At 71.8% G+C, this 23,083-nt stretch carries 19 protein-coding genes; 4 read left to right on the plus strand and 15 right to left on the minus strand.

All coding sequences use genetic code 11. The features are described 5' to 3' along the window. Positions 1–37: 37 nt before the first annotated feature. The 15 genes from ID574_RS60325 to pyrR form a co-directional block, all read right to left on the minus strand. Positions 38–2,710: a primosomal protein N' family DNA-binding protein gene (locus ID574_RS60325; protein ID WP_442939340.1), complete on the minus strand. Its 2,673-nt coding sequence runs from the start codon at positions 2,708–2,710 to the stop codon at positions 38–40. Positions 2,711–3,358: 648 nt separating this feature from the next. Continuing rightward, positions 3,359–4,546 (minus strand): methionine adenosyltransferase, encoded by a 1,188-nt coding sequence (metK, locus tag ID574_RS32485; protein WP_188192812.1) that lies wholly within the window; start codon positions 4,544–4,546, stop codon positions 3,359–3,361. Positions 4,547–4,673: 127 nt separating this feature from the next. After that, the gene (locus tag ID574_RS32490) at positions 4,674–4,997 is read right to left on the minus strand and encodes a hypothetical protein (protein ID WP_223167292.1); all 324 of its coding nucleotides are present in this window, start codon (positions 4,995–4,997) and stop codon (positions 4,674–4,676) included. A gap of 181 nt (positions 4,998–5,178) precedes the next feature. Further along, a complete protein-coding gene (gene coaBC / locus ID574_RS60330; protein ID WP_223167293.1) occupies positions 5,179–6,741 on the minus strand; it encodes a bifunctional phosphopantothenoylcysteine decarboxylase/phosphopantothenate--cysteine ligase CoaBC in 1,563 nt (520 codons plus the stop codon). Positions 6,742–6,749: 8 nt separating this feature from the next. After that, positions 6,750–7,019 (minus strand): DNA-directed RNA polymerase subunit omega, encoded by a 270-nt coding sequence (rpoZ, locus tag ID574_RS32505; RefSeq protein ID WP_127931975.1) that lies wholly within the window; start codon positions 7,017–7,019, stop codon positions 6,750–6,752. 5 nt (positions 7,020–7,024) lie between these two features. Further along, a complete protein-coding gene (gene gmk / locus ID574_RS32510) occupies positions 7,025–7,633 on the minus strand; it encodes a guanylate kinase (RefSeq protein ID WP_188193121.1) in 609 nt (202 codons plus the stop codon). Positions 7,634–7,733: 100 nt separating this feature from the next. Next, entirely contained in the window at positions 7,734–8,057 is a 324-nt protein-coding gene (mihF, locus tag ID574_RS32515; protein WP_020541698.1) for an integration host factor, actinobacterial type, read from the minus strand. Between the two features lie 557 nt (positions 8,058–8,614). Further along, entirely contained in the window at positions 8,615–9,307 is a 693-nt protein-coding gene (gene pyrF, locus ID574_RS32520) for an orotidine-5'-phosphate decarboxylase (RefSeq protein ID WP_188192814.1), read from the minus strand. Then, positions 9,304–10,281 carry a dihydroorotate dehydrogenase gene (locus tag ID574_RS32525; protein WP_188192815.1) on the minus strand — a complete coding sequence of 326 codons (978 nt, stop codon included), beginning with the start codon at positions 10,279–10,281 and terminating at the stop codon, positions 9,304–9,306. Before ID574_RS32525 ends, pyrF begins: the two co-directional genes overlap by 4 nt. Further along, on the minus strand, positions 10,271–11,137 hold the full coding sequence (locus tag ID574_RS32530) for a dihydroorotate dehydrogenase electron transfer subunit (RefSeq protein ID WP_188193122.1): 867 nt from the start codon (positions 11,135–11,137) through the stop codon (positions 10,271–10,273). Before ID574_RS32530 ends, ID574_RS32525 begins: the two co-directional genes overlap by 11 nt. Before the next feature lie 24 nt (positions 11,138–11,161). Further along, positions 11,162–14,449 carry a carbamoyl-phosphate synthase large subunit gene (gene carB, locus ID574_RS32535; RefSeq protein ID WP_188192816.1) on the minus strand — a complete coding sequence of 1,096 codons (3,288 nt, stop codon included), beginning with the start codon at positions 14,447–14,449 and terminating at the stop codon, positions 11,162–11,164. After that, positions 14,436–15,542: a glutamine-hydrolyzing carbamoyl-phosphate synthase small subunit gene (gene carA / locus ID574_RS32540; RefSeq protein ID WP_188192817.1), complete on the minus strand. Its 1,107-nt coding sequence runs from the start codon at positions 15,540–15,542 to the stop codon at positions 14,436–14,438. Before carA ends, carB begins: the two co-directional genes overlap by 14 nt. Continuing rightward, a complete protein-coding gene (locus ID574_RS32545; protein WP_442939341.1) occupies positions 15,539–16,963 on the minus strand; it encodes a dihydroorotase in 1,425 nt (474 codons plus the stop codon). The genes carA and ID574_RS32545 overlap by 4 nt, the downstream gene beginning before the upstream one ends. After that, on the minus strand, positions 16,960–17,877 hold the full coding sequence (locus ID574_RS32550) for an aspartate carbamoyltransferase catalytic subunit (protein WP_188192818.1): 918 nt from the start codon (positions 17,875–17,877) through the stop codon (positions 16,960–16,962). Before ID574_RS32550 ends, ID574_RS32545 begins: the two co-directional genes overlap by 4 nt. Next, positions 17,874–18,419 (minus strand): bifunctional pyr operon transcriptional regulator/uracil phosphoribosyltransferase PyrR, encoded by a 546-nt coding sequence (gene pyrR / locus ID574_RS32555; RefSeq protein WP_188192819.1) that lies wholly within the window; start codon positions 18,417–18,419, stop codon positions 17,874–17,876. Before pyrR ends, ID574_RS32550 begins: the two co-directional genes overlap by 4 nt. A 161-nt stretch (positions 18,420–18,580) precedes the next feature. Here pyrR and ID574_RS32560 point away from each other — a divergent pair, with 161 nt between their 5' ends. Genes ID574_RS32560 through ID574_RS32575 form a run of 4 tightly spaced genes read left to right on the plus strand, consistent with a single transcriptional unit; the run spans position 18,581 to position 23,062 of the window. Beyond that, the gene (locus tag ID574_RS32560) at positions 18,581–19,825 is read left to right on the plus strand and encodes an arginine deiminase (RefSeq protein ID WP_188192820.1); all 1,245 of its coding nucleotides are present in this window, start codon (positions 18,581–18,583) and stop codon (positions 19,823–19,825) included. Positions 19,826–19,828: 3 nt separating this feature from the next. Beyond that, entirely contained in the window at positions 19,829–20,764 is a 936-nt protein-coding gene (gene arcC / locus ID574_RS32565; protein WP_188192821.1) for a carbamate kinase, read from the plus strand. A gap of 10 nt (positions 20,765–20,774) precedes the next feature. Next, positions 20,775–22,199 (plus strand): amino acid permease, encoded by a 1,425-nt coding sequence (locus tag ID574_RS32570; RefSeq protein WP_188192822.1) that lies wholly within the window; start codon positions 20,775–20,777, stop codon positions 22,197–22,199. Continuing rightward, on the plus strand, positions 22,196–23,062 hold the full coding sequence (locus ID574_RS32575; RefSeq protein WP_188192823.1) for a universal stress protein: 867 nt from the start codon (positions 22,196–22,198) through the stop codon (positions 23,060–23,062). The genes ID574_RS32570 and ID574_RS32575 overlap by 4 nt, the downstream gene beginning before the upstream one ends. Positions 23,063–23,083: the final 21 nt, after the last annotated feature.

The following is a 23,083-nucleotide window of genomic DNA, read 5'->3' on the forward strand; positions in this document are numbered from 1 at the left end:
ACGGCTGGTCACCAGATGAGCGAATCGGGGAAAGGGTTTAAATCAGGTCGAGGGGGTCGACACTCACCCTCACGACATCTGGCGTCTTACGCGCCGCGCGTACCCCACTGGCCCCCTTGAGCGCGGCGGCCAGCGCGCCGCCGCCGTTCCTGCGTACGCGGATCATGGCGCGTTCCTGGCCCGCGTCGTCGACCGGCACGGGACCGAGCACCTGGGCGTCGGGCGGGAGGCGTGTCTCGTCGAGCATCTGCCTGACCGCGCTCGCCGCGCCCGTGAGCGTGGCCATCCGCACCGCGGGCGGGAATCCCAGCTCGGCGCGGTCGGCCAGCTCGCGCTCGGCGTGGGTGACGGGGTCCCACCGCAGCAGTGCCTGTACGGCGGGCAGGGCGGCGTCGGCCAGCACCACCAGCTCGGCGCCGGGGCGGAGGAGGGCGGCGGCGTTCATCCAGCGGCGCACGGCCTCCTCGCCCGCCCGCAGGTCGGCCCGGCCCAGCAGCGCCCATCCGTCGAGCAGCACCGCCGCCGCGTACCCGCCCTCGACCACCGGCTCGGCGCCGGGCGTGGCGACGACCAGGGCGCGGGTGGCCGGCACGGTGGCCAGCACGCCGTCGCGGCCGGACGTGCGCACCTGGACCGACGGGAAGGCCCGGCCCAGCTCCTCGGCCGTGCGGCGGGCGCCGACGACCACCGCGCGCAGGTGGGGGCTGCCGCAGGTGGGGCATCGCCAGTCGGCGTCCACCCGGCCGCACCAGCGGCAGTAGGGGGCGGCGTGGCCCCCTCTGAGCGCGAGCGGCCCATGGCAGAACGGGGTTGGCCCGGCAAGCCCGCCGATCAGCCCCGCGTCCTCGGATCCGCCGATCACCTGCGCACCCACTGATTCGCCGATCGCCTGCGCACCGTGGGATTCGCCGATCACCCCAGCTCCCTGGGGTTCGCCGGGCGCGCCCGCTCCAGGGGACCCGCCAGGCATGCCACCGCCATGGGACCCGCCAGACGCACCGCCGCCGAGAGACCCGCCAGGTGCGCCACTGCCACGGGACCCGCCAAGCGTGCCGGCGCCACCGGACCCGCCAGGCGTGCCGGCGCCACGGGACTCGTCGGGTGCTCCTGCACCATGGGGCCTGACTGGCGCGCCGTGGGACCCACCGCGCGTGCCGGGGCCGCCTGTGGCCGGCTGTCCCGCTGGGCCGTCCGGCAACGACGCATCCCATCCCCTGGGACCGCCGACGGGGTGGCCAGACGGGTTCCCTTGCCGCGACTGGCCGGTAGGTGCCCCTGGTAGGCCGCCAAGCGCGCCGGACGCGCCACCGGACGGGCCGCCGGACGGGCCGGTCAGGCCGAGGAGCGGGATCGCCGTCGAGGAGCCGCGGCCGGTCGCCTCTCCCGGCGGGGCGACCGCGGCCAGGAGAGCCGAGGCCGTGCGGGTCGGCGGGTGCGTGCAGCGGGCCGGGGTGCGGCAGTGGCGGCAGGCGAGGGCGGGCAGGTAGCCGCGCCTCGGGACCTGGACGAGCACGGGGCCGCTCTCCAGGCCGTGGCGCAGGGCCCGCCACGCGATGCTGGGCAGCCGGGCCTGGCGGGCGGCCTGGTCCTTGGCCAGCTCGGCGTCCTCGCCCGCGGGCCGGACCCGGGGGGCGAGGCTCCTGATCGTCGTCCGGGCGGCCACGATGGGCCTGGCCCAGCGGGCGGCGATGAGCTGGGTGGCCTCCGCGGTGCGGGCGTATCCGCCGATCAGCATCGCCGCGCCGGTCCTGTGTGCTCTGAGTCCGAGGACCTCGCGGGCGTGGGGGTAGGGGGCCAGGCGCTCGGCGTGCAGGTCGTCGCCGTCGTCCCAGATGGCCACCAGGCCGAGTTCGGCGACGGGGGCGAACATGGCGGCCCGGGTGCCGACGACGGCGCGTACCTGGCCTCTCAGGACCCTCAGCCACCGCCTGTAGCGCTCGGCGGGGCCAAGGTCGGCGGTGAGCGCCACGTGCCTGCCGGGGCCAAGAACCCGTGTGAACTCGACGTCGGCCAGTGCGACGTCCTTGCCGTCGGGTACCACGACGACGGCTCCCCTGCCGCCGTCCAGCGTCGCCCGCACGGCCTCGGCCATCGCGCCGGCCCATCCTCTGGCGCCGGGCAGCGCCGACCACACGGCTCGCGGGGCTCGCCCGTTGCGCAGCGCGTCCAGGAAGGAGGGGCCGGTCGGGTACGCGTCCCAGGCGCTCTCGCCCCGCGTCTGCTCCCCCGCCGGTACGCCCGCGTCCGGGACGGCGGGATCGTCCTGCTTCGGCGTCTCGGCCTCGGCTCTGGCATGGCGGGGCGGGACGGCGAGGCGGAGCACGTCGGTGAGGGTGCCCGCGTACCGGTCGGCGACCGCTCTGGCGAGCCCGGCGATCTCCGGCGTCAGCACCCGCTCGGGCGACACCACGCGTTCGAGCGGCGTCAGCCTGCCCTCGTGGTCACTCTCGTCCACCCGCTCCAGGAGGAACCCGTCGACCAGCTTGCCCGCGAACCGCACCCGCACCCGCACCCCGGGCTCGGCCGTCTCGTGCATGGACGCGGGGATCAGATAGTCGAAGGGGCGGTCGAGGTGAGGCAGGGGGCTGTCCACGGCCACCCGCGCCACCGGCCGCTCGGGGGCCGGCACGACGGCGCCCTTGGTGTCCTTCGACGACGCTGGGGGCCGCACGGCGTCGAGCGGCAGAAGGGCGTCGTCGGAGTCGGTCACGCATTACGTCTACCAGACCCGGCCACCCCGAACGCCCGCCCGCCGAGACCGGACCGGCACCATCACGACGGCCCTGACGCGACAACGGCACGCCCTGAGCAGCGCCACGATCCCAAAGCGGCGTGCGCACGTCCGACAGCGCCACGCGATCCAGATGCGCCGAGCACCTCACGGCCCTCACCACGACCGCGACGCACCATGTATGGCCTCAGACCGCACCACGGCCCGGATGCGGCCAGCCCTCTCAACCCTCGCGATCCCGCCCCGCCACGCGCGGGCCCGAGACGGGCACCACGACGCCGCCGTGCCGACCGCATGCCTCCCCCGGCCGCATACCTCCTCCAGCCGCATGCCTCCTCCGGCCGCACAGCCGTGACGAACCCACCAGGCCGGAGCTCGCGTCACACCCGGGCCCTGACAGCGCTCCGGCGTCCGCGCGGGCCTCGGCAAACCGCGGCATGGCGAGCCGGCGACACATAGGCATGGGACGGCCGGAGATGGCGTGGTCGGCGATGGCCGGACAGAGCGGCGGCTGCAGCCGGGCGATCACCCGGGCCGGGGCGGCCGTGAGCCGGGCGGGCCGTGGAACGGCTGGAGGGAGGCGTCGTTCAGTACGACGACGCCTCCCTACTTCGAAGGGCGACCAGGTCAGAGGCCGGCGGCGGTTCTCAGGGCCTCGGCGCGATCGGTGGACTCCCAGGAGAAGCCCTCGCGGCCGAAGTGCCCGTAGGCGGCGGTCTCCGAGTAGATCGGGCGCAGCAGGTCGAGATCCCGGATGATCGCGGCCGGACGCAGGTCGAACACCTGCAGCACCGCGTCCTGGATCTTCTCCACCGGCACCTTCTCGGTGCCGAAGCACTCCACGAACAGCCCCACCGGCTGCGCCTTGCCGATGGCGTACGCCACCTGCACCTCGCACCGGTCGGCCAGCCCCGCGGCCACCACGTTCTTGGCCACCCAGCGCATCGCGTACGCGGCAGAACGGTCCACCTTGGACGGGTCCTTGCCGGAGAACGCGCCGCCACCGTGCCGCGCCATGCCGCCATAGGTGTCAATGATGATCTTGCGGCCGGTCAGGCCCGCGTCACCCATCGGACCGCCGATCTCGAACCGGCCGGTCGGGTTCACCAGCAGGCGGTAACCCTCGGTGTCGATGTCGAGATCCGCCAGCACCGGGTCGACCACGTGCTCCTTGATGTCCGGCGTCAGCATCTCCCTCAGGTCGATCTCGGCCGCGTGCTGCGTCGAGACGACCACGGTGTCGAGACGCACCGGCGTGTCGCCGTCGTACTCGATCGTCACCTGGGTCTTGCCGTCCGGCCGCAGGTAGGGCACCGTGCCGGACTTGCGCACCTGCGACAGGCGCAGGGCCAGGCGGTGGGCCAGCGTGATCGGCAGCGGCATCAGCTCGGGGGTCTCGCGGCAGGCGTAGCCGAACATCAGGCCCTGGTCGCCAGCGCCCTGCCGGTCGAGCTCGTCGGCGTCGCCGTCGACCCGGTGCTCGTAGGCGTCGTCGACGCCCTGGGCGATGTCGGGCGACTGAGCGCCGATGGACACCGACACACCGCACGAGGCGCCGTCGAAGCCCTTGTGAGAGGCGTCGTAGCCGATCTCCAGGATCTTCTCGCGGATGACGCCGGGGATGTCGACGTAGGTCTCGGTCGTGACCTCGCCTGCGACGTGAACCTGGCCGGTAGTGATCATCGTCTCGACGGCGACCCGGCTCTTGGGGTCGTCCTTGAGCATGGCGTCGAGAATCGCGTCACTGATCTGGTCGGCGATCTTGTCCGGGTGGCCCTCGGTGACCGACTCGGAGGTGAACAGGCGACGTGACAACTCAGTGGCTCCTCATGCAGCGGCTGCTGACGGATGTTAGGCCCGGGCACAGGGACTCGCCTGGGCCTCGCCGAAGTCTAGCCCTACCCGATGCCGGGTGCTGAAACCGTACCCTATCGGCCTCCCGTCACAGGTGAGGGAGAGGATCGGGCGGCAGCGTGTCGGGCGCGAAGATCTCCGCGTCGGCGGCCGAGACCACCGCCGCGTACTCGTCATCGAACTCGAAGGTCATCGAGCCCAGCTCGACGACCGGTCCAGGGAGGATGGGGCCGAGCCTGGTGTCGCGCGGGAACTCGGCGAACACCGCGACCGGCCGGTCGGTCCTGAGCGTCCTGGTGGCCAGCACCGCTATGGACGCGTCCGTGACCACGATCAGGAAATGACCCGTCCCCGACGGCCCGGAGGAAAGCGCCGGGAAGACGTAACGGATCTCTCCTTGGTGACCCAGCAACGTCCGGCAACGATCCCTGACAGCAGCACCCACCGGCATCCCATCCCCCTTTGCCCCAAGTATCCGCAGGCGTACGGGGGTGTCGCAACAGGTGATCGGGTAATCGGTCTTACACAGTTTGTGCGTTCTGCCGGTTGTGCGTCGTACGGGCTCCGCGTCCCTTATGCGCCCCTTCGCGACGTCAGGAGAGGCGCGTGGCGACCAGGTCCCAGACGGCGTCGGCGAGGTCCTCCTTGGGCCCGAACGGCACCTCCACCGGGTCGCCGCCCGCGACGAGCACTGTGGCCGCGTTGTCCGGCGTGCCGAAGGCGAGGCCCTCCCCCACCCTGTTGACGACCAGCAGGTCGCAACCCTTGCGCGCGAGTTTGGCCTGTCCGTTGGCGAGCACGTCGTGCGTCTCGGCCGCGAACCCGACGATCACCCGCGGGGACGCCCACCCGGCCCGGCCATCGCCGCCCTCGCGCTCGCCACGATCGGCTTCACGCGGCCCATCGCCGGCAGATCCCCGCTCGGCGACCCCATCGGCCAGGCCGCCGTTCGATGCGGACTCCGCAGCACCCGGCGCCACGGCGCTGGGCGCTGACGCCCCGGCAGCGGACGCGACGTCCGCGGCACCGGGCGCTGAGGCGGCGAGCGTCGCCGCCTCGCCGCCGGCTCCTGGTGCCGAGGCGGCCAGCGCCGCCGCCTCGCCACCGGCTCCGGGCGCGGAGGCGCCGCCGTCCGGTTCGAGGCCAGCGTACACGTCGCCGCCCGTTCGCGGGACTCCGCCGGCGCTCGGGCCGACCGCCTCTCCGGCGGCCTCCCTCGACCGGCGCCGCCTCTCGCCCAGCTCGGCCAGGATGTCGGGGTTCTTGGTCAGGTGGATGGGCTCGGGCTCGCCGTCCGTTTTCTTGATCTTCGCCTCGTGCCGCGTCGCGGGCCGGAAGTCGGCGACGGCGGCGGCCATGACGACCACGTCGGCCCCGTCCGAGGCGGCGAGCACCGCCTCGCGCAGCTGGGCCGCGGACTCCACCCGCACCACCGTGGCCCCGGCGGGGTCGGGCAGCGTGACGTTGGCGGCCACGAGCGTCACCTGGGCACCCCGGGCGACCGCGGTGCGGGCCAGCGCGTAGCCCTGCAGGCCGGAGGACCGGTTGCCGATGTAGCGGACCGGGTCGATGGCCTCGCGGGTGCCGCCGGCGGACACCACGACCTTGCGCCCGGCCAGGTCGCGCGGCCGGCCGCGCAGCACGCGCAGGCAGACCTGGAAGATCTCCTCGGGGTCGGGCAGGCGCCCGGGACCGGTGTCGGCGCCGGTGAGCCGCCCGACGGCCGGGTCGATCACGACGGCGCCGCGCTGGCGCAGCGTCGCCACGTTGGCGCGGGTGGCGGGGTGCTGCCACATCTCGGTGTGCATCGCGGGCGCGAACACGACCGGGCACGTCGCGGTCAGCAGCGTGTTGGTCAGCAGGTCGCCGGCCAGCCCGTGCGCCGCCCTGGCGAGCACGTCGGCGGTCGCCGGCGCCACCACGACGAGATCGGCCTGCTTGCCGATCCGCACGTGGGGAACCTCGTGAACGTCGTCCCACACCTCCGCCGACACGCGGTTGCCCGACAGGGCGGCCCAGGTGGGCGCGCCCACGAACTTGAGGGCCTCGCGGGTCGGGACGACCCGCACCTCGTGCCCGGACTCGGTGAACAGGCGCAGCAGCTCGCACGCCTTGTACGCGGCGATGCCGCCACTGACGCCCAGGACGACCTTCATCGAAGGGGTCAGACCGCGCCTTCGATGGGCTCGGCGTTGAGCAGGCCCTCGGAGACCTCGCGCAGCGCGATGGACAGCGGCTTCTCCTGGGCGTGCGTCTCGACCAGCGGGCCGACGTATTCCAGCAGGCCCTCGCCGAGCTGGGAGTAGTAGGCGTTGATCTGGCGAGCGCGCTTGGCGCCCATGATCACCAAGGAGTATTTGCTGTCGACGATGTCGAGCAGCGCGTCGATCGGCGGGTTGGTGATGCCCTCCGCGGCCGCGGTGGTGCCTGCCACGATTGTCAGACCTCTCGGTTGGTGGTTGTCGTGACCCCCTGAGGGTCAGTCATCAAGGCTATCAGCCGGCGGCACACATCCTGGACGCTCGTGTTCACCAGCGTCAGGTCGAACTCCGACTCGGCGTCCATCTCGATCCGCCCGGCCTCCAGGCGGCGCGCGATGACGTCCTCGGGCTCGGTGCCGCGGCCGCGCAGCCGCTTCTCCAGCTCCTCCCAGGTGGGCGGGGCCAGGAACACCAGCAGCGCCTCGGGCATGGTCCTGCGCACCTGCCTGGCGCCCTCGAGGTCGATCTCGAGCAGGGTGGGCACGCCCTCGGCGAGCTTCTTCAGCACGGGCTCGCGCGGTGTGCCGTAGCGGTTGCCCGCGAACTCCGCCCACTCGAGCAGCTCGCCCGACTCCACCAGCCGGTCGAACTCCTCGCCGTCGACGAAGAAGTAGTGGACCCCGTTGACCTCGCCGGGCCGGGGCCTCCGGGTGGTCACCGAGACCGACAGCCACACCTCGGGGTGTGCCCGTCGGAGCTCGGCGACGACCGTGGACTTACCGACGCCGGACGGCCCTGAAAGGACCGTCAGCCGCCGTTCGCTCATGGGCAGGAATCCGACCTCCATCCCCGGTCCGACCGCCTCGTGGGCACCTGCATCGCCGGACCAGGACCTGTCGGTCACTTTCCTACCCCCCGTTGAACCTGCGATTTCGTTGGAACAGAGATTAGCTCTCGTTGCCGCCGAACTCGCGCTCGAGGGAGGCCCTCTGGTTCGCGCCGAGGCCCCGCACGCGGCGGGACTCGGCGATGGCAAGCCGCTCCATGAGCTGCTTGGCGCGGACCTTGCCCACTCCGGGGAGCGATTCCAACAAAGCCGAGACCTTCATCTTGCCGATGACGTCGTCGGTCTGCCCATCCTTGAGCACCTCAGCCAGAGAAACCGCGCCATGCTTGAGCCGGTTCTTGACCTCGGCACGCTCTTTACGGGCCTTGGCAGCCTTCTCCAGGGCTGCGGCGCGCTGCTCAGGGGTCAGGGGAGGAAGAGCCACGCCGGGTCACCTCGAATTTCTGTCGATGTACTCGGACGGCAAGGGAAACTAGCTGGTCATCGCCCCCTAAGCAACGCCAAGCGCGGTTTCTCTCGTCACAAAATCCACTTCATCGCCCACCGTAATCATAAAATTACACAGTGCTGATCAAATCGCCCTCACTTCCCGGTTCTCGCGTCGGCACGCGACGATGTCGCGAAACGCAACGATGATCGCGTTCCCGCCATCCCCTCATGTCCGAAACCCATCTCTTACCTGGGCCGAAACTCGGGGCGGAATGCATTTCGATCTTGCGCGCGCGGGCGGTATGATCTTGTACGCGGACGCGCCCACGCGCCGGATCGCCGACTCGCCCCGGCGTGGATTCCGGCGGGCGCTCGTCACCGTGAGTGACTTCGCGGCCCCTCGGCGCCCGGCCGCGGCGGGAGCTTGCGCGCCGAGACTCGCCTCCACTGCGCGACGCGCCGGCCCGACGCTGGGAACCCGTCGGGTACGCCGGGTGGGCGGCGGGTGTTGTGAGGCCCGGCCGTGGGTGTCATGACGCCCGGCGGTGGGTGTTATGAGGCCCGGCGGAGGGAGGCGGCGATGGCGGCGGCCGCGGCGCCCGGGTCCGGGGAGCCGGTGATGGGGCGGCCGATGACGAGCAGGTCGGCACCGTCCGCGAGCGCCCGCTCCGGCGTCGCCACGCGTGCCTGGTCCTGCGTGTCCGCCCCCGTGGGGCGCACGCCGGGCGTGATGAGCGTGATGCCCTTCCCCACCTCGCCCCGCACCGCCGACACCTCGTTCGGCGAGCACACCAGCGCCGTGGCGCCCGCCTCCACCGACAGGGCGGCCAGGCGGCGCACCGCGTCGTCGGCGGGCCCGGCGAGCCCGATGCGGTCGAGGTCGGCTTCGGTGAGCGAGGTCAGGATGGTCACGGCGGCGATCTTGGTGTGCGGCGCCGACTCCACGGCGGCCCGGATCATGGCGGGGCCGCCGGCCGCGTGCACGGTGAGGATCGCGGGCCGCAGCCGGGCGACGGCGCGGGCGGCGCCGGCGACGGTGTTGGGGATGTCGTGCAGCTTGAGGTCCAGGAACACCTGCACGCCACTGGCGCCCCGCACGGAGGCGATCACGTCGGGGCCGTAGCGGAGGTAGAGCTCCAGGCCCACCTTGACCGTGCTGACGTGGGGGGTCACCAGCGCCGCCCAGTGGGCGGCGGTCTCCAGGTCCGGGGCGTCGAGGGCGACGGCGATGGGTGCGGGCGTCAAGTCGTGCTCTCCTCGGTGTCGACCAGAAGGTGCCTCCGGGCGCTCCCCGGCGGCCGGTGCGCCAGGCCCACCGCGTCGGCGAGGCGTTGGAGGCCGCGGGCTCTCAGCAGGTCTTCAAGCTCGCGTTCGATGCGCAGGCAGGCGTAGGGATCGTGGAACAGCGCGGTGCCCACCCCGACCACGCAGGCGCCCGCCAGGACCAGTTGGAAAGCGTCCCGCCCGGTCATCACGCCGCCCATGCCGATCAGCGGCACCCCGGGCAGCGCGGCGTGGACCTGCCACACGCACCGTACGGCCAGCGGCAGGATCGCGGGCCCGGACAGCCCGCCGGTGACGGCGGCCAGCGAGGGCCGCAGCGTCTCGGTGTCGATGGCCATGCCCAGCGGGTTGTTGATCATGGACAGCGCGTCGGCCCCGGCGTCCACACAGGCCCGCGCGACCGCCACGATGTCGGCCACGTCGGGCGCCAGCTTGGCGATGACGGGCACGTCGTACCGCATGATGGACCGCACGGAGGCGATCACCTCAGCGGCCGCGCTGCCCTCGCGGGCGAAGACGCGCCCGCGGTCCTCCATGTTGGGGCAGGAGAGGTTGACCTCCAGCGCGGTCACCCCGGGCGCGTCGGCGAGCCTGCGGGCCAGCTCGGAGTATTCGGCGACGGTGCCGCCCCCGATGGAGACGATGGTCTTGATGCCCCGCTGGGCCAGCCAGGGCAGCTCGCGCTCCAGGAACGCCTCGATGCCCGGCCCCTGCAGCCCCACGGCGTTGAGCATGCCCGAGGGTGTCTCGGCCATGCGCGGCGTGGGCCGGCCGGCGCGCGGCGCCATGGTGATGGAGCGGGTGGTGAGGGCGCCGAGCCGGTGCAGGTCGAAGAACTGGGCCAGCTCCCGCCCGGATGAGGCGCACCCGGCGGCCGTGGTGATCGGGTTGACCAGCTCCACGTGCGCCAGAAATGTCCGCATATCAACTGACATGTCGTGCACCGCCTCCGGGGGCGCCGAGCGCGTCGAACGGGATCGTCCCCACGTCCTCGAAGCGCACCCGCTCCCCCCGGAACACCGGCCCTTCAGCGCACGCGCGGACCATCCTGGTCGCCCCGTCATCCCCGATCACGGGGATCACGCACGTCATGCACACCCCGATGCCGCAGGCCATCTGCTCCTCGACCGCCACCTGCACCGGGATGTCGAACTCCATCGCGACCGCCGTCACGGCCCGCAGCGTCTCCATGGGCCCGCAGGCGTAGACGGCGTCGGCCCGGGTGTCGGCGATCACCGAGGGCAGCGCGTCGGTGACCTTGCCGCGCAGCCCCAGCGAGCCGTCCTCGGTGGTCAGCGTGGTGGTCTCGGCGATGCGGCGGGCCCGCATCGCGCCGAAGACCCGCTCGGCCCCGGCCCCGCCGAGCACGAAGTCGACCCGGCAGCCCCGCGCCAGCAGCGCGTCGGCCAGCGGGAACAGCACGGCAGAGCCGTACTCCGAGCCGACCAGCACACAGTGGACGGGGTCGCGCGGCAGCGGAAAGGGCCGCCCGAGCGGCCCCACCAGGTCGAGCGTGTCGCGGGCGCGCCGCTCGGCCAGCCAGGCCGTGCCCCGCCCGCCGGCGGTGAAGACGAGCTCGACCGTGCCGCCGTAGTCGGACTTGACGTCGTGGATGGAGAACGCGCGCCGCGTCACCATCGACGTGTACGCCCCTCCGACGGCCACGGAGACGAAGTGACCGGGGCGGAAGCGCTCGGCGATGCCGGGCGCCACCACCGTCAGCGCATGGTAGGCGTCGACCCGGCGCGTCGTCAGCACCGTGCCCGTCACCTGCACCGGAGTGCCGGCCAGTCGTCTTCACCTCCCGTGCGGGTTTCAGCCCCGGAGTGCCTGCGCGTGCTCCTGGAGAGACCGTACGCCGACGTCGCCGCGTACGATCGCCTGGATGCCCGCGGCGGCCGCGGCGAGTCCCGCCACCGTGGTGATGCACGGGATGCCGCGCAGCACGGCGGCGGTGCGGATGTCGTAGCCGTCGAGCCGCGGCCCCGACTGCCCAGGGCTGCCGAAGGGCGTGTTGACGATCAGGTCGACCTCGCCGTCGAGAATGGCCTGCACGCTCGTGGGCTCACCTCCGGGTCCCGGTCCCTCGCTGTGCTTTCGCACGATCTTGGCATGGACGCCGTTACGGCGCAGCACCTCGGCGGTGCCCTCCGTAGCCAGGATCTCGAAGCCGAGGTCCGCGAGCGCCTTCACAGGGAAGATCATCGCACGCTTGTCCCTGTTGGCCACGGATACGAACGCGCGTCCCTTGGTGGGGAGCTCGCCGTAGGCGGCCGCCTGCGACTTGGCGTACGCGATCCCGAAGAACTCGTCGATGCCCATGACCTCGCCCGTGGAGCGCATCTCCGGCCCCAGGACGGTGTCCACGCCCCGGAAGCGGTTGAAGGGCAGCACCGCCTCCTTGACCGCGATGGAGGCGTCGAGAGGCAGCGTGCCGCCGTCCCCGGTGGCCGGCAGCATGCCCTCCTCGCGCAGCGAGGCGATGGTCGCGCCGAGCATGACGCGGGCCGCCGCCTTGGCGAGCGGCACCGCGGTGGCCTTGGACACGAACGGCACCGTACGGGAGGCCCGCGGGTTGGCCTCCAGGACGTACAGGACGCCGGCCGACATGGCGTACTGGACGTTGAGCAGCCCCTGCACGCCCACTCCCTGAGCGATGGCCTCGGTGGCGGCGCGGATGCGCTTGATGTCGTGGCTGCCGAGCGTGATGGGCGGCAGCGCGCACGCCGAGTCGCCGGAGTGGATGCCGGCCTCCTCGATGTGCTCCATGACGCCTCCGAGATACAGCTCGGAGCCGTCGTAGAGGGCGTCGACGTCGATCTCGATGGCCTCGTCGAGGAACTTGTCGATCAGCACCGGGTGGCCGCCCTCCTGGCGCGCCATGTAGGTGGTGAGCGTCTCGTCGTCGTACACGATGGCCATGCCGGCCCCGCCGAGCACGTACGACGGCCGCACCAGCACCGGGTAGCCGATCTCCTCGGCGATCTCCTGCGCCTCCGCCACGGTCAGCGCGGTGCCGTGCTTGGGCGCGGGCAGGCCCGCCTCGGCCAGCACCCGCCCGAACGCGCCGCGCTCCTCGGCCAGGTGGATGGACTCCGGCGGGGTGCCCACGACGGGCACGCCGGCGTCCTTCAGCGCCTGCGCCAGGCCCAGCGGCGTCTGGCCGCCGAGCTGCACGATCACGCCCGCGACCGGCCCGGTCTGCTGCTCGGCGTGCACCACCTCCAGAACGTCCTCCAGCGTGAGCGGCTCGAAGTAGAGCCGGTCGGAGGTGTCGTAGTCGGTGGAGACGGTCTCGGGGTTGCAGTTGACCATGACGGTCTCGAACCCCGCCCGCGACAGCTCGAACGAGGCGTGCACGCACGCGTAGTCGAACTCGATGCCCTGCCCGATGCGGTTGGGCCCGGAGCCGAGGATGATGACCTTCTCCCGCTCGCCGTGGGGGACCTCGGTCTCCTCGTCGTAGGTGGAGTAGAGGTACGGGGTCTTGGCGGCGAACTCGGCGGCGCAGGTGTCGACCATGTTGTAGACCGGCCGCAGCCCGAGCGCGTGCCGCAGGTCGCGCACCCGCGCCTCGTCGATGCCCCGGATCTCGCCGATCTGCAGGTCGCTGAACCCGTGGTGCTTGGCCCGCTGGAGCACCTCGGCGGTCAGCTCCGGCGCCTCGGCGACGGCCCGCGCCTCCTCGTCGAGGAGGAAGAGCTGGTCGACGAACCACGGGTCGACGTTCGTCGCCTCGAAGAGCTCCTCGGGCGTGGCGCCGGCGCGGATGGCCTGCTGCATCGTGCGCAGCCGCCCGTCGTGCGGGGTCCGGCACCGCTCCAGCAGCTCCGCCTTGTCGCCGGGCTCGCCGGCCCAGGTGAAGGAGGAGTCCTTCTTCTCCAGCGACCGCAGCGCCTTCTGCAGCGCCTCGGGGAAGGAGCGGCCGATGGCCATGGCCTCGCCCACGGACTTCATGTGCGTGGTGAGCGTCTGGTCGGCGCCACGGAACTTCTCGAACGCGAAGCGCGGCACCTTGACGACGATGTAGTCGAGCGTCGGCTCGAAGGAGGCCGGGGTCTCCTTGGTGATGTCGTTGGGGATCTCGTCGAGCGTGTAGCCGATGGCCAGCTTGGCCGCGATCTTCGCGATCGGGAAGCCGGTGGCCTTGGAGGCCAGCGCGGACGACCGGGACACGCGCGGGTTCATCTCGATGACGATCATGCGCCCGGTGCGCGGGTCGACCGCGAACTGGATGTTGCAGCCGCCGGTGTCGACGCCGACCTCGCGGATGACCGCGATCGCGACGTCGCGCATGTTCTGGTATTCGCGGTCGGTCAGGGTCAGCGCCGGCGCGACCGTGACGCTGTCGCCGGTGTGGACGCCCATCGGGTCGATGTTCTCGATGGAGCACACGATGACGACGTTGTCGTTCTTGTCGCGCATGACCTCGAGCTCGTACTCCTTCCACCCGAGGATCGACTCCTCCAGGAGCACCTCGGTGGTCGGCGAGGCGTCGAGCCCGGCCCCGGCGATGCGCCGCAGGTCGGACTCGTCGTAGGCGAACCCGGACCCGGCGCCGCCCATCGTGAACGAGGGCCGCACCACCAGCGGGTAGCCCAGCTCGCCGGCGGCGGCCAGGACCTCGTCCATCGAGTGGCAGATGAGCGACCTGGCCGATTCGGCGTTGAGCCCGTGCTCGCGGGCCACCTTGGCGACGATCTCCTTGAACCGCTCGCGGTTCTCCCCCGCCTGGATGGCGTCGAAGTCGGCGCCGATGAGCTCGACCTCGTACTTGTCGAGCACGCCCGACTCGTGCAGCGCGACCGCCGTGTTGAGCGCGGTCTGACCGCCCAGGGTGGGCAGCAGCGCGTCGGGGCGCTCCTTGGCGATGATCTTCTCGACGTACTCGGGGGTGATCGGCTCGACGTAGGTGGCGTCGGCGAACTCCGGGTCCGTCATGATCGTCGCCGGGTTGCTGTTGACCAGGATGACGCGGAATCCCTCGGCCCTGAGCACCCGGCACGCCTGCGTGCCCGAGTAGTCGAACTCGCACGCCTGGCCGATCACGATCGGCCCCGAGCCGATCACCATGATCGACCTGATGTCCTCACGCTTGGGCACGGCTCATGACCTCACAGAACTCGTCGAAAAGATAGGCCGCGTCGTGCGGCCCGGCGGCGGCCTCGGGGTGGTATTGGACGCTGAAGGCGCGCCCGTCGAGCAGCCGCAGGCCCTCGACGCAGCGGTCGTTGAGGTTGACGTGGCTGACCTCGGCAGGACCGTAGGGGGTGTCGAACGGCCCGTCGAGCGGCGCGTCCACCGCGAACCCGTGGTTGTGGGCCGAGATCTCCACCTTCCCGGTCCGTACGTCCTGGACCGGTTGGTTGACGCCGCGGTGGCCGTAGCGCAGCTTGTACGTGGACAGCCCCAGGGCCCGGCCGAAGATCTGGTTGCCGAAGCAGATGCCGAAGAACGGCACCCGGGTCTCCAGGACCTTCTGCAGCGCGGAGACGTCCACCGTGGCGGGGTCGCCAGGCCCGTTGGAGAGGAACACCCCGTCCGGCTTCACCGCCATGATCTGCTCGAACGTGGCGTCCGCGGGCAGCACGTGCACCTCGCAGCCGCGCTCGGCCATCCGGTGCGGCGTCATGCCCTTGATGCCGAGGTCCACGGCCGCGACCGTGAACTTCTTCTCCCCGATGGCCGGGACCACGTACGGCTCGGTCGTGGCCACCTCCGGCGCCAGGGCGGCGCCTTCCATGCGCGGCGACTGCCGCACGCGCTCCACCAGCTCCTCGACGGGCCGGTCGGGGGCGCTGAAGATGCCGGCGCGCATGGCGCCGCGTTCGCGCAGGTGGCGGGTGAGCGCGCGGGTGCCGGTGATGGCGATGCCGACGACGCCCTGCTCCTTGAGGTAGTCGTCCAGCGAGCGGTTGGCCCGCCAGTTGGAGACGATCCTGGAGGGCTCGCGCACGACGTAGCCGGCCACCCAGACGCGCCGCGACTCCGGGTCCTCGTCGTTGACGCCGGTGTTGCCGATGTGCGGCGCCGTCATGGCGACGATCTGCCGGTGGTAGGAGGGGTCGGTGAGGGTCTCCTGGTAGCCGGTCATGCCGGTGTTGAAGACCATTTCGCCGAAGGTCTCGCCTTCGGCGCCGTAAGAGGATCCGTGAAAGACTCGGCCGTCCTCCAGGACGAGCACCGCTGTGTTCATACCAGCTTCCCTTCGAGTACGGTCGGCCTGCCGCGCAGGAACGTGGCCACGACCCTGCCGGGCAGCGTCATGCCTTCGTAGGGGGTGTTCCTGCTCTTCGACGCGAAGGCGGAGGGGTCCACCTCGGTGCGCACGGACGGGTCGTAGAGCGTGATGTTGGCCGGAGCACCCACCTCCAGCGGCTGCCCCTGCCCGGCCAGACGGCCGATACGCGCGGGCACGACGGACATGCGCTGGGCGACGCCCGCCCAGTCGAGCAGCCCCGTCTCGACCATGGCCTCCTGGACCACGCTGAGCGCGGTCTCCAGGCCCACCATGCCCATGGCCGCGGCCGACCACTCGCTCTCCTTGTCCTCCACCGGGTGGGGCGCGTGGTCGGTGGCGACGACGTCGATCGTGCCGTCGGCCAGTGCGGCCCGCAGCGCCTCGACGTCGGCGCGGGTGCGCAGCGGGGGGTTGACCTTGTAGATCGGGTTGTACGCGCCCACCGGCGACTCCTCCACCAGGTCGTCGGTGAGGAGCAGGTGGTGCGGGGTGACCTCGGCGGTGACGTTCCAGCCCTTGGACTTGGCCCAGCGGATGATCTCGACCGAGCCGGCCGTGGAGACGTGGCAGACGTGCAGGCGGGAGCCGACGTGGGCGGCCAGCAGGCAGTCGCGGGCGATGATCGCCTCTTCGGCGACCGCCGGCCAGCCGGTCAGGCCCAGCCTGCCGGAGACGACGCCCTCGTTCATCTGGGCGCCCTCGGTCAGCCGGGGCTCCTGGGCGTGCTGGGCGACGACGCCGTCGAACGCCTTGACGTACTCCAGGGCGCGGCGCATCAGCACCGCGTCGTCCACGCACTTGCCGTCGTCGGAGAAGACGCGCACGCGGGCCGCCGAGTCGGCCATCGCGCCCAGCTCGGCCAGGTGCTTGCCGCCCAGGCCGACGGTGACGGCCCCGACCGGGTGCACGTCGCAGTGCCCGAACTCGCGCCCGAGCCGCCACACCTGCTCCACGACTCCGGCGGTGTCGGCGACGGGCGAGGTGTTGGCCATGGCATGCACGGCGGTGTAGCCGCCGCGGGCCGCGGACTGCGTCCCGGTCTGCACGGTCTCGGCGTCCTCACGGCCCGGCTCCCGCAGATGCGTGTGCAGGTCGACGAGCCCCGGCAGCGCGATCGCCCCGCCGCCCTCGACCACGAGATCGTCCCGCTCACCAGCGGCGTCACCGACGACGCCGCCGGCCACGCCGTTCGTGCGCCCTGCGGCGGCCGGGCCGCCGAAGGCCGGACGGCCCCCGTCCCCTTCCTCTCCAAAAGGACGGTCACCCCTGACCGCGCCCGCCTGGGGGTCGGCGGGAGTGATCGCGGCGATCACCCCGTCCGATACCCGGAGGTCGACGAGCTCCCCGCCCAGAATCCTGACGTTTTTGATGATCACGCGGTCTCTCCCCCGAGCAGCAGGTACAGGACGGCCATGCGGATGGTCACGCCATTGGCGACCTGCTCCACGATCGTGGACCGCGCCGAGTCGGCCACCTCGGCCGCGATCTCCATCCCCCGGTTCATCGGCCCGGGGTGCATGACGATCGCCTCGTCCGGCATCTTCGCGAACCGGTCGCGGTCGAGCCCGTACCGCCGCGAGTATTCACGCTCCGAGGGGAAGTACGCGGCGTTCATCCGCTCCTTCTGCACCCGCAGCATCATCACCGCGTCGGACTTGGGCAGCACCGCGTCGAGGTCGTACGACACCTCGCACGGCCAGCTCCCCACGGAGACCGGCACCAGCGTCGGCGGGGCGACGAGCGTGACCTCGGCGCCGAGCGTGTGCAGCAGTAGCACGTTGGAGCGGGCGACCCGGCTGTGGAGCACGTCGCCGACGATCGTGACCTTCCGCCCCTCGAGGCCACCCAGGCGGCGGCGCATGGAGAAGGCGTCGAGCAGGGCCTGCGTCGGGTGCTCGTGGGTGCCGTCGCCGGCGTTGACGACGCTGCCGCGCACCCAGGTGGCCAGGCGGTGCGGCGCGCCGGAGGCGCTGTGGCGGATGACGACCGCGTCGGCGCCCATGGCCTCGAGGGTGAGCGCGGTGTCCTTGAGCGACTCGCCCTTGGACACGCTCGACCCCTTGGCCGAGAAGTTGATCACGTCGGCGGACAGCCGCTTGGCCGCCGCCTCGAACGAGATGCGGGTCCGCGTGGAGTCCTCGAAGAACAGGTTGACCACGGTGCGGCCGCGCAGCGTCGGCAGTTTCTTGATGGAGCGTTCCGTGACTCTCGCCAGCTCCTCGGCGGTGTCGAGGATGAGGAGCGCGTCCTCTTTGGTGAGGTCGCCGGCGGAGATCAGATGCCGATTCACCTGGCGTCCCCCTTCATGAGCAGCACGGCGTCGCGGCCGTCGATCTCCTGCACGTAGACCTTGACCTTCTCGCTCTTGGCCGTGGGGAGGTTCTTGCCGACGTAGTCGGCGCGGATGGGCAGCTCGCGGTGGCCGCGGTCGACCAGGGTGGCGAGCTGGACGGCGGTGGGGCGGCCGAGGTCGTTGAGCGCGTCGAGCGCGGCCCGCACCGTGCGGCCGGAGTAGAGGACGTCGTCGACGAGGACGACGATCTTGCCGTCGATGCCGTCGGGCGGAAGCTCGGTGCGGCCGAGCGGACGGGCCGGCCTGAGCCGCAGGTCGTCGCGGTACATCGTGATGTCGATCGAGCCGACGGGGATCTTGACGCCTTCGAACTGCTCGATGCGGTCGCCGAGCCTGCGGGCGAGGGTCGCGCCGCGGGTGGGGATGCCGAGGAGGACGACGTCGCCTGCGCCCTTGGTGCGCTCGAGGATCTCGTGCGCGATCCGCGTCAGCGCCCGGTGGACGTCCGGGGCCTCCAGAACGGCCCTGGAATCGGACATGCCGAAACTCACCGCCTTTCCCGCCTCACGGGACGGGTCTTAAAAGGGTGTTGGTCGGGACACACAGTACCAGGGGCTACCAGGAACAACGCGCGTGCCCTCCCGTGGTGTCGGCGCGCCGGACGCGTGACATCCGGCCATCGCAGGGGGATACCGGAAAGATGACATTCCACGTCGATTCGGAGGTCGGGCGGCTGCGCCAGGTCCTCCTGCACAAGCCGGATCTGGCGCTCAAACGGCTCACTCCGGCCAACAAGGACGAGTTCCTGTTCGACGACGTCCTGTGGGTGCAGCGCGCGATGGAGGAGCACGAGGAGTTCCAGAAGGTGCTGCGTGACCGCGGCATCACGGTCCACCTGCTGGACGTCCTGCTCAAGGAGACGGTCGAGATCCCCGAGGCCCGCAAGCACATCCTCGACGCGGTGATCGACGAGCGCTGGCTGGGCCCGGTGGCGATCGACGACATCCGCAACACGCTCGACGCCATGGACGCGGCGACGCTGCAGGTCTACCTGACCGGCGGCATCACCAAGCGGGAGCTGATCGAGCTGGGCTGCGACCCGCAGTCGGTGACCTTCCACACACTGGGCGACGACGACTTCATCCTGCCGCCGCTGCCCAACCACCTGTTCACCCGCGACACGTCCTGCTGGGTGTACGACGGCGTGTCGATCAACGCGATGCGAAAGAAGGCCCGCATGCGGGAGACGGTCAACATGGAGGCCGTCTACATGTACCACCCGACCTTCGCGAACGGGTTCAACCGGCCCGGCCAGGGCGGCTACCACTGCTGGATGCCGGGCCACCAGGTGGCGCCGGCGACCATGGAGGGCGGAGACGTGCTCGTCATCGGGCGCGGCGCGGTGCTGATCGGGATCAGCGAGCGCACGCAGCCGCAGGCGGTCGAGATGTTCGCCCAGCGGCTGTTCCAGGCCGGGTCCGCGCGCCGCATCGTGGCGCTGGACATGCCGAAGGCGCGGGCGTTCATGCACCTCGACACCGTGATGACGATGCTGGACGTGGGGGTGTTCACCAAGTACGCGGGCCTCGGCATGCTGCCCGCGTACACCATCGAGCCCGGCGGCACCCACAAGGAGCTGAGGTTCACCGACCACCCTCCGCAGGACATGCACAAGGCCATCGCCCACGCGCTCGACATGGCCGACATCACGGTCCTCACGCCCACGCAGGACGTGCGCGCCGCCGCGCGGGAGCAGTGGGACGACGGGTGCAACGGGCTGGCGCTGGAGCCGGGCGTGGTGGTCGCGTACGAGCGCAACACCACCACGAACAACCACCTGCGCGACAACGGCATCGAGGTGATCACGATCAGGGGCAGCGAGCTCGGCCGGGGCCGCGGCGGCCCGCGCTGCATGAGCTGCCCCCTGGAAAGGGACGGGATCTGAAGGATGCGCGTCATCGTGGCACTGGGCGGCAACGCCGTACTCAGGCGCGGGCAGCCGGCCGACGCCGACGTGCAGATCGCCAACGTCCGCGCGGCCGTCAAGACGCTCGCCCGGCTGGCGGGCGAGCACGAGCTGGTCATCACCCACGGGAACGGCCCCCAGGTGGGCCTGCTGGCGCTGGAGAGCGCCAGCGACCCGAGCCTGACCAGGCCCTACCCGTTCGACACGCTCGGCGCGCAGACGCAGGGCATGATCGGCTACTGGATGCAGCAGGCGCTGCAGAACGCCCTGCCGGGCAGGCAGGTCCTCGCCGTGGTCACGCAGACGCTGGTGACGGCCGTGGACCCGGCCTTCGAGAACCCGACGAAGTTCGTCGGCCAGGTCTACGAGCGGGACGAGGCGGAGAAGCTGGCCGCCGAGTACGGCTGGACGGTCAAGCAGGACGGCACGTACTGGCGGCGCGTCGTCCCCTCCCCCGCCCCGCGCCGCATCGTGGAGACCCGCCTGATCCACAAGCTGGTCCGCGAGGGCGTGGTCGTGATCTGCGCGGGCGGCGGCGGCATCCCGGTGGTGCGCGACGAGCGCGGCCGGCTGACCGGGGTCGAGGCGGTCGTGGACAAGGACCTGACCGCGTCGGTGCTGGCCGAGGCGCTGGAGTGCGACGCGTTCCTGAGCCTGACCGACGTACCGCGCGTGCTGCGCGGGTACGGCACCCCGCAGCAGGAGGAGATCGCCCACACGACGCCGCACGAGCTGCGGGCCCTGGAGTTCCCGGCCGGGTCGATGGGGCCGAAGGTGGAGGCGGCCTGCCGGTTCGTGGAGACGACCGGCGACATGGCCGCCATCGGGAAGCTCGACGAGGCCGAGCGCATACTTGACGGCTCAGCGGGAACGATCGTGACACCCAACGGCAGGTGGCCGCTGACGAGCACGCTGTAGGGGGTGTCAGATGGCACTGGCCCAGCGGCTCATGCGCACCAAGCCCACCGAGCGGCTCGTGGCCGAGGGCGGGCACGGCGAGGGCGGCGAGCTGCGGCGCACGATGTCGCTGTGGCAGCTGACGCTCTTCAGCGTGGGCGCCACGCTCGGCACCGGCATCTTCGTCATCCTCGGGCAGGCGGTGCCCAAGGCGGGCCCGGCGGTGGTGCTGTCGTTCGTGCTGGCGGCGATCACGGCGCTGTTCTCGGCCCTGTCGTACGCGGAGCTGGCCGGGACGATCCCGGTGTCCGGCTCGTCGTACTCCTACACGTACGCGACGCTGGGCGAGCTGGTGGCCTGGGTCTGCGGCTGGTGCCTCATGCTGGAGTACGCCGTGTCCGTGGCCGCCGTGGCCGTGGGCTGGGGCGAATACCTCAACGCGTTCCTGCGGTCGCTGTTCGGCGTCACGCTCCCGGCCGCGATCACCCGCTCCCCCGGTCAGGACGGCGGCGTGGTCAACGTCACCGCGATCGTCATCGTGCTGCTGGCCACCTGGCTGCTGCTGTACGGGGCCTCCGAGAGCGCCACGGCCAACGCCGTGTTCGTACTGATCAAGGTCGCGGTGCTGCTGTTCTTCTGCGCGGTGGCGTTCACCGCCTTCCGGTCGGGCAACCTGGCGCCGTTAGCGCCCATGGGGGTGGCCGGGATCACGGCGGCGGCCTCGCAGGTGTTCTTCTCCTACATCGGCTTCGACGCGGCCTCCACCGCCGGCGAGGAGGCCAGGAACCCCAGGCGCGACCTGCCCCTGGCGATCATCCTGTCGCTGGCCATCGTGACCGGCGTCTACGTGCTGGTGGCGGTGGCCGCCGTGGGCGCGATGCCGTGGACGGAGTTCGACCCCCTGAGCACCGAGGCGAGCCTGTCGTACATCGCCGACCTGGCCGCCGGCGCGACGTGGCCCGGGCTGATCGTGTCGTTCGGCGCGGTCATCGCCATCGCCAGCGTGGTCCTTACCGTCATCTACGGGCAGACCCGCATCCTGTTCGCGATGTCGCGCGACGGGCTCATCCCGCGTGTCTTCCAGCGGGTCGACCCGCGCCGTCAGGTCCCCGTCGCCAACACGCTCATCGTCGCCCTGTTCATCTCGGTGCTGGCCGGGCTGGTGCCGCTGGGTCAGCTGGCCGAGGCGACGAGCATCGGCACGCTGTTCGCCTTCGCCCTCGTGAACGTCGGCGTGCTCGTCCTGCGCTACCGCCGCCCGGACCTGCCGCGCAGCTTCCGCGTGCCGCTCTTCCCCGCCACGCCGGTGCTGGGCGCGGTGTTCTGCGTCCTGGTGATGGCGGGACTGGCCGGGGTCACCTGGCTGGCGTTCGCGCTGTGGATGCTCGCGGGCCTTGTCTGCTACTTACTGTACGGCTACGGCCATTCCCGGCTGAATGCCGAGGTGGGCGGATGAAACTCGACAACCTGCTGGCCGGCTACGCCCCCGGCTCGCGCGGCCGGGACGGGCTGGCGCTGGCCCTGCTGCTGCGGCGGCAGGCCCACGCGAGCCTGACGGTGGCGACCGTGCGGCCGCCCGCCTGGTCGCCGCCCGGGCCCGCCAGGGCCGAGGAGCGGGCGTGGCGCGCCTACCTCGCCGAGCAGGCCGCCGCGACCATCGCCCAGGCCCGCGAGCTGGCGGGCGAGGACGCCGAGTACGTCGTCCACACCAGCAGGCACAGCGGGCGGGGGCTGGTGGAGCTGGCGCGCCGGCGTGCCGCCGACGTCGTCGTGATCGGCTCGGGACCGCGCGGCGCCCGGGGCCGCATCGCGGTCGGCAGCACCGCAGACCAGCTCCTGCACTCCTCCTCCGTCCCGGTCCTGCTCGCCCCGCGTGGCTACGGCGACCGGCCGCCGGCCGCCCTCGACCGCCTCACCCTCGCCTACCGGCGCGGCCCCGGCTGCGACGCCGCCGTCAAGGACGCCGCCCGGGCCGCCGTGGCGCTCGACGTCCCCCTGCGGCTGGTCACGCTGGTGGTCAGCAGCGGCCGGCGGGCCAAGGCCGAGGAGGAGATGCTCGCCCGCCTGCGCGAGCAGGCCGCCGCCGACCTGCGCTCGGCGGCGCGGGGCGAGTCGCGGCGGGTGCGCGCGGAGGTCGAGGTGCTGGAGGGCCGCGATGTCGCCCAGGCGCTCGGCGCGACCTCGTGGCTCCTCGGCGAGATGATCATATGCGCTTCGAGCGACACCGGGCCACTCAGACGGGTCTTTCTCGGGGACACTTCGCTCAAAATTGTTCGCGCCTCGACATGCCCTGTCATGATTCTCACCCGCAGACCCTGACGGTCGGGCTAAAATCGGCAA

This window comes from Nonomuraea sp. SYSU D8015 (genome assembly GCF_008065375.1).
Lineage (GTDB): Bacteria > Actinomycetota > Actinomycetes > Streptosporangiales > Streptosporangiaceae > Nonomuraea.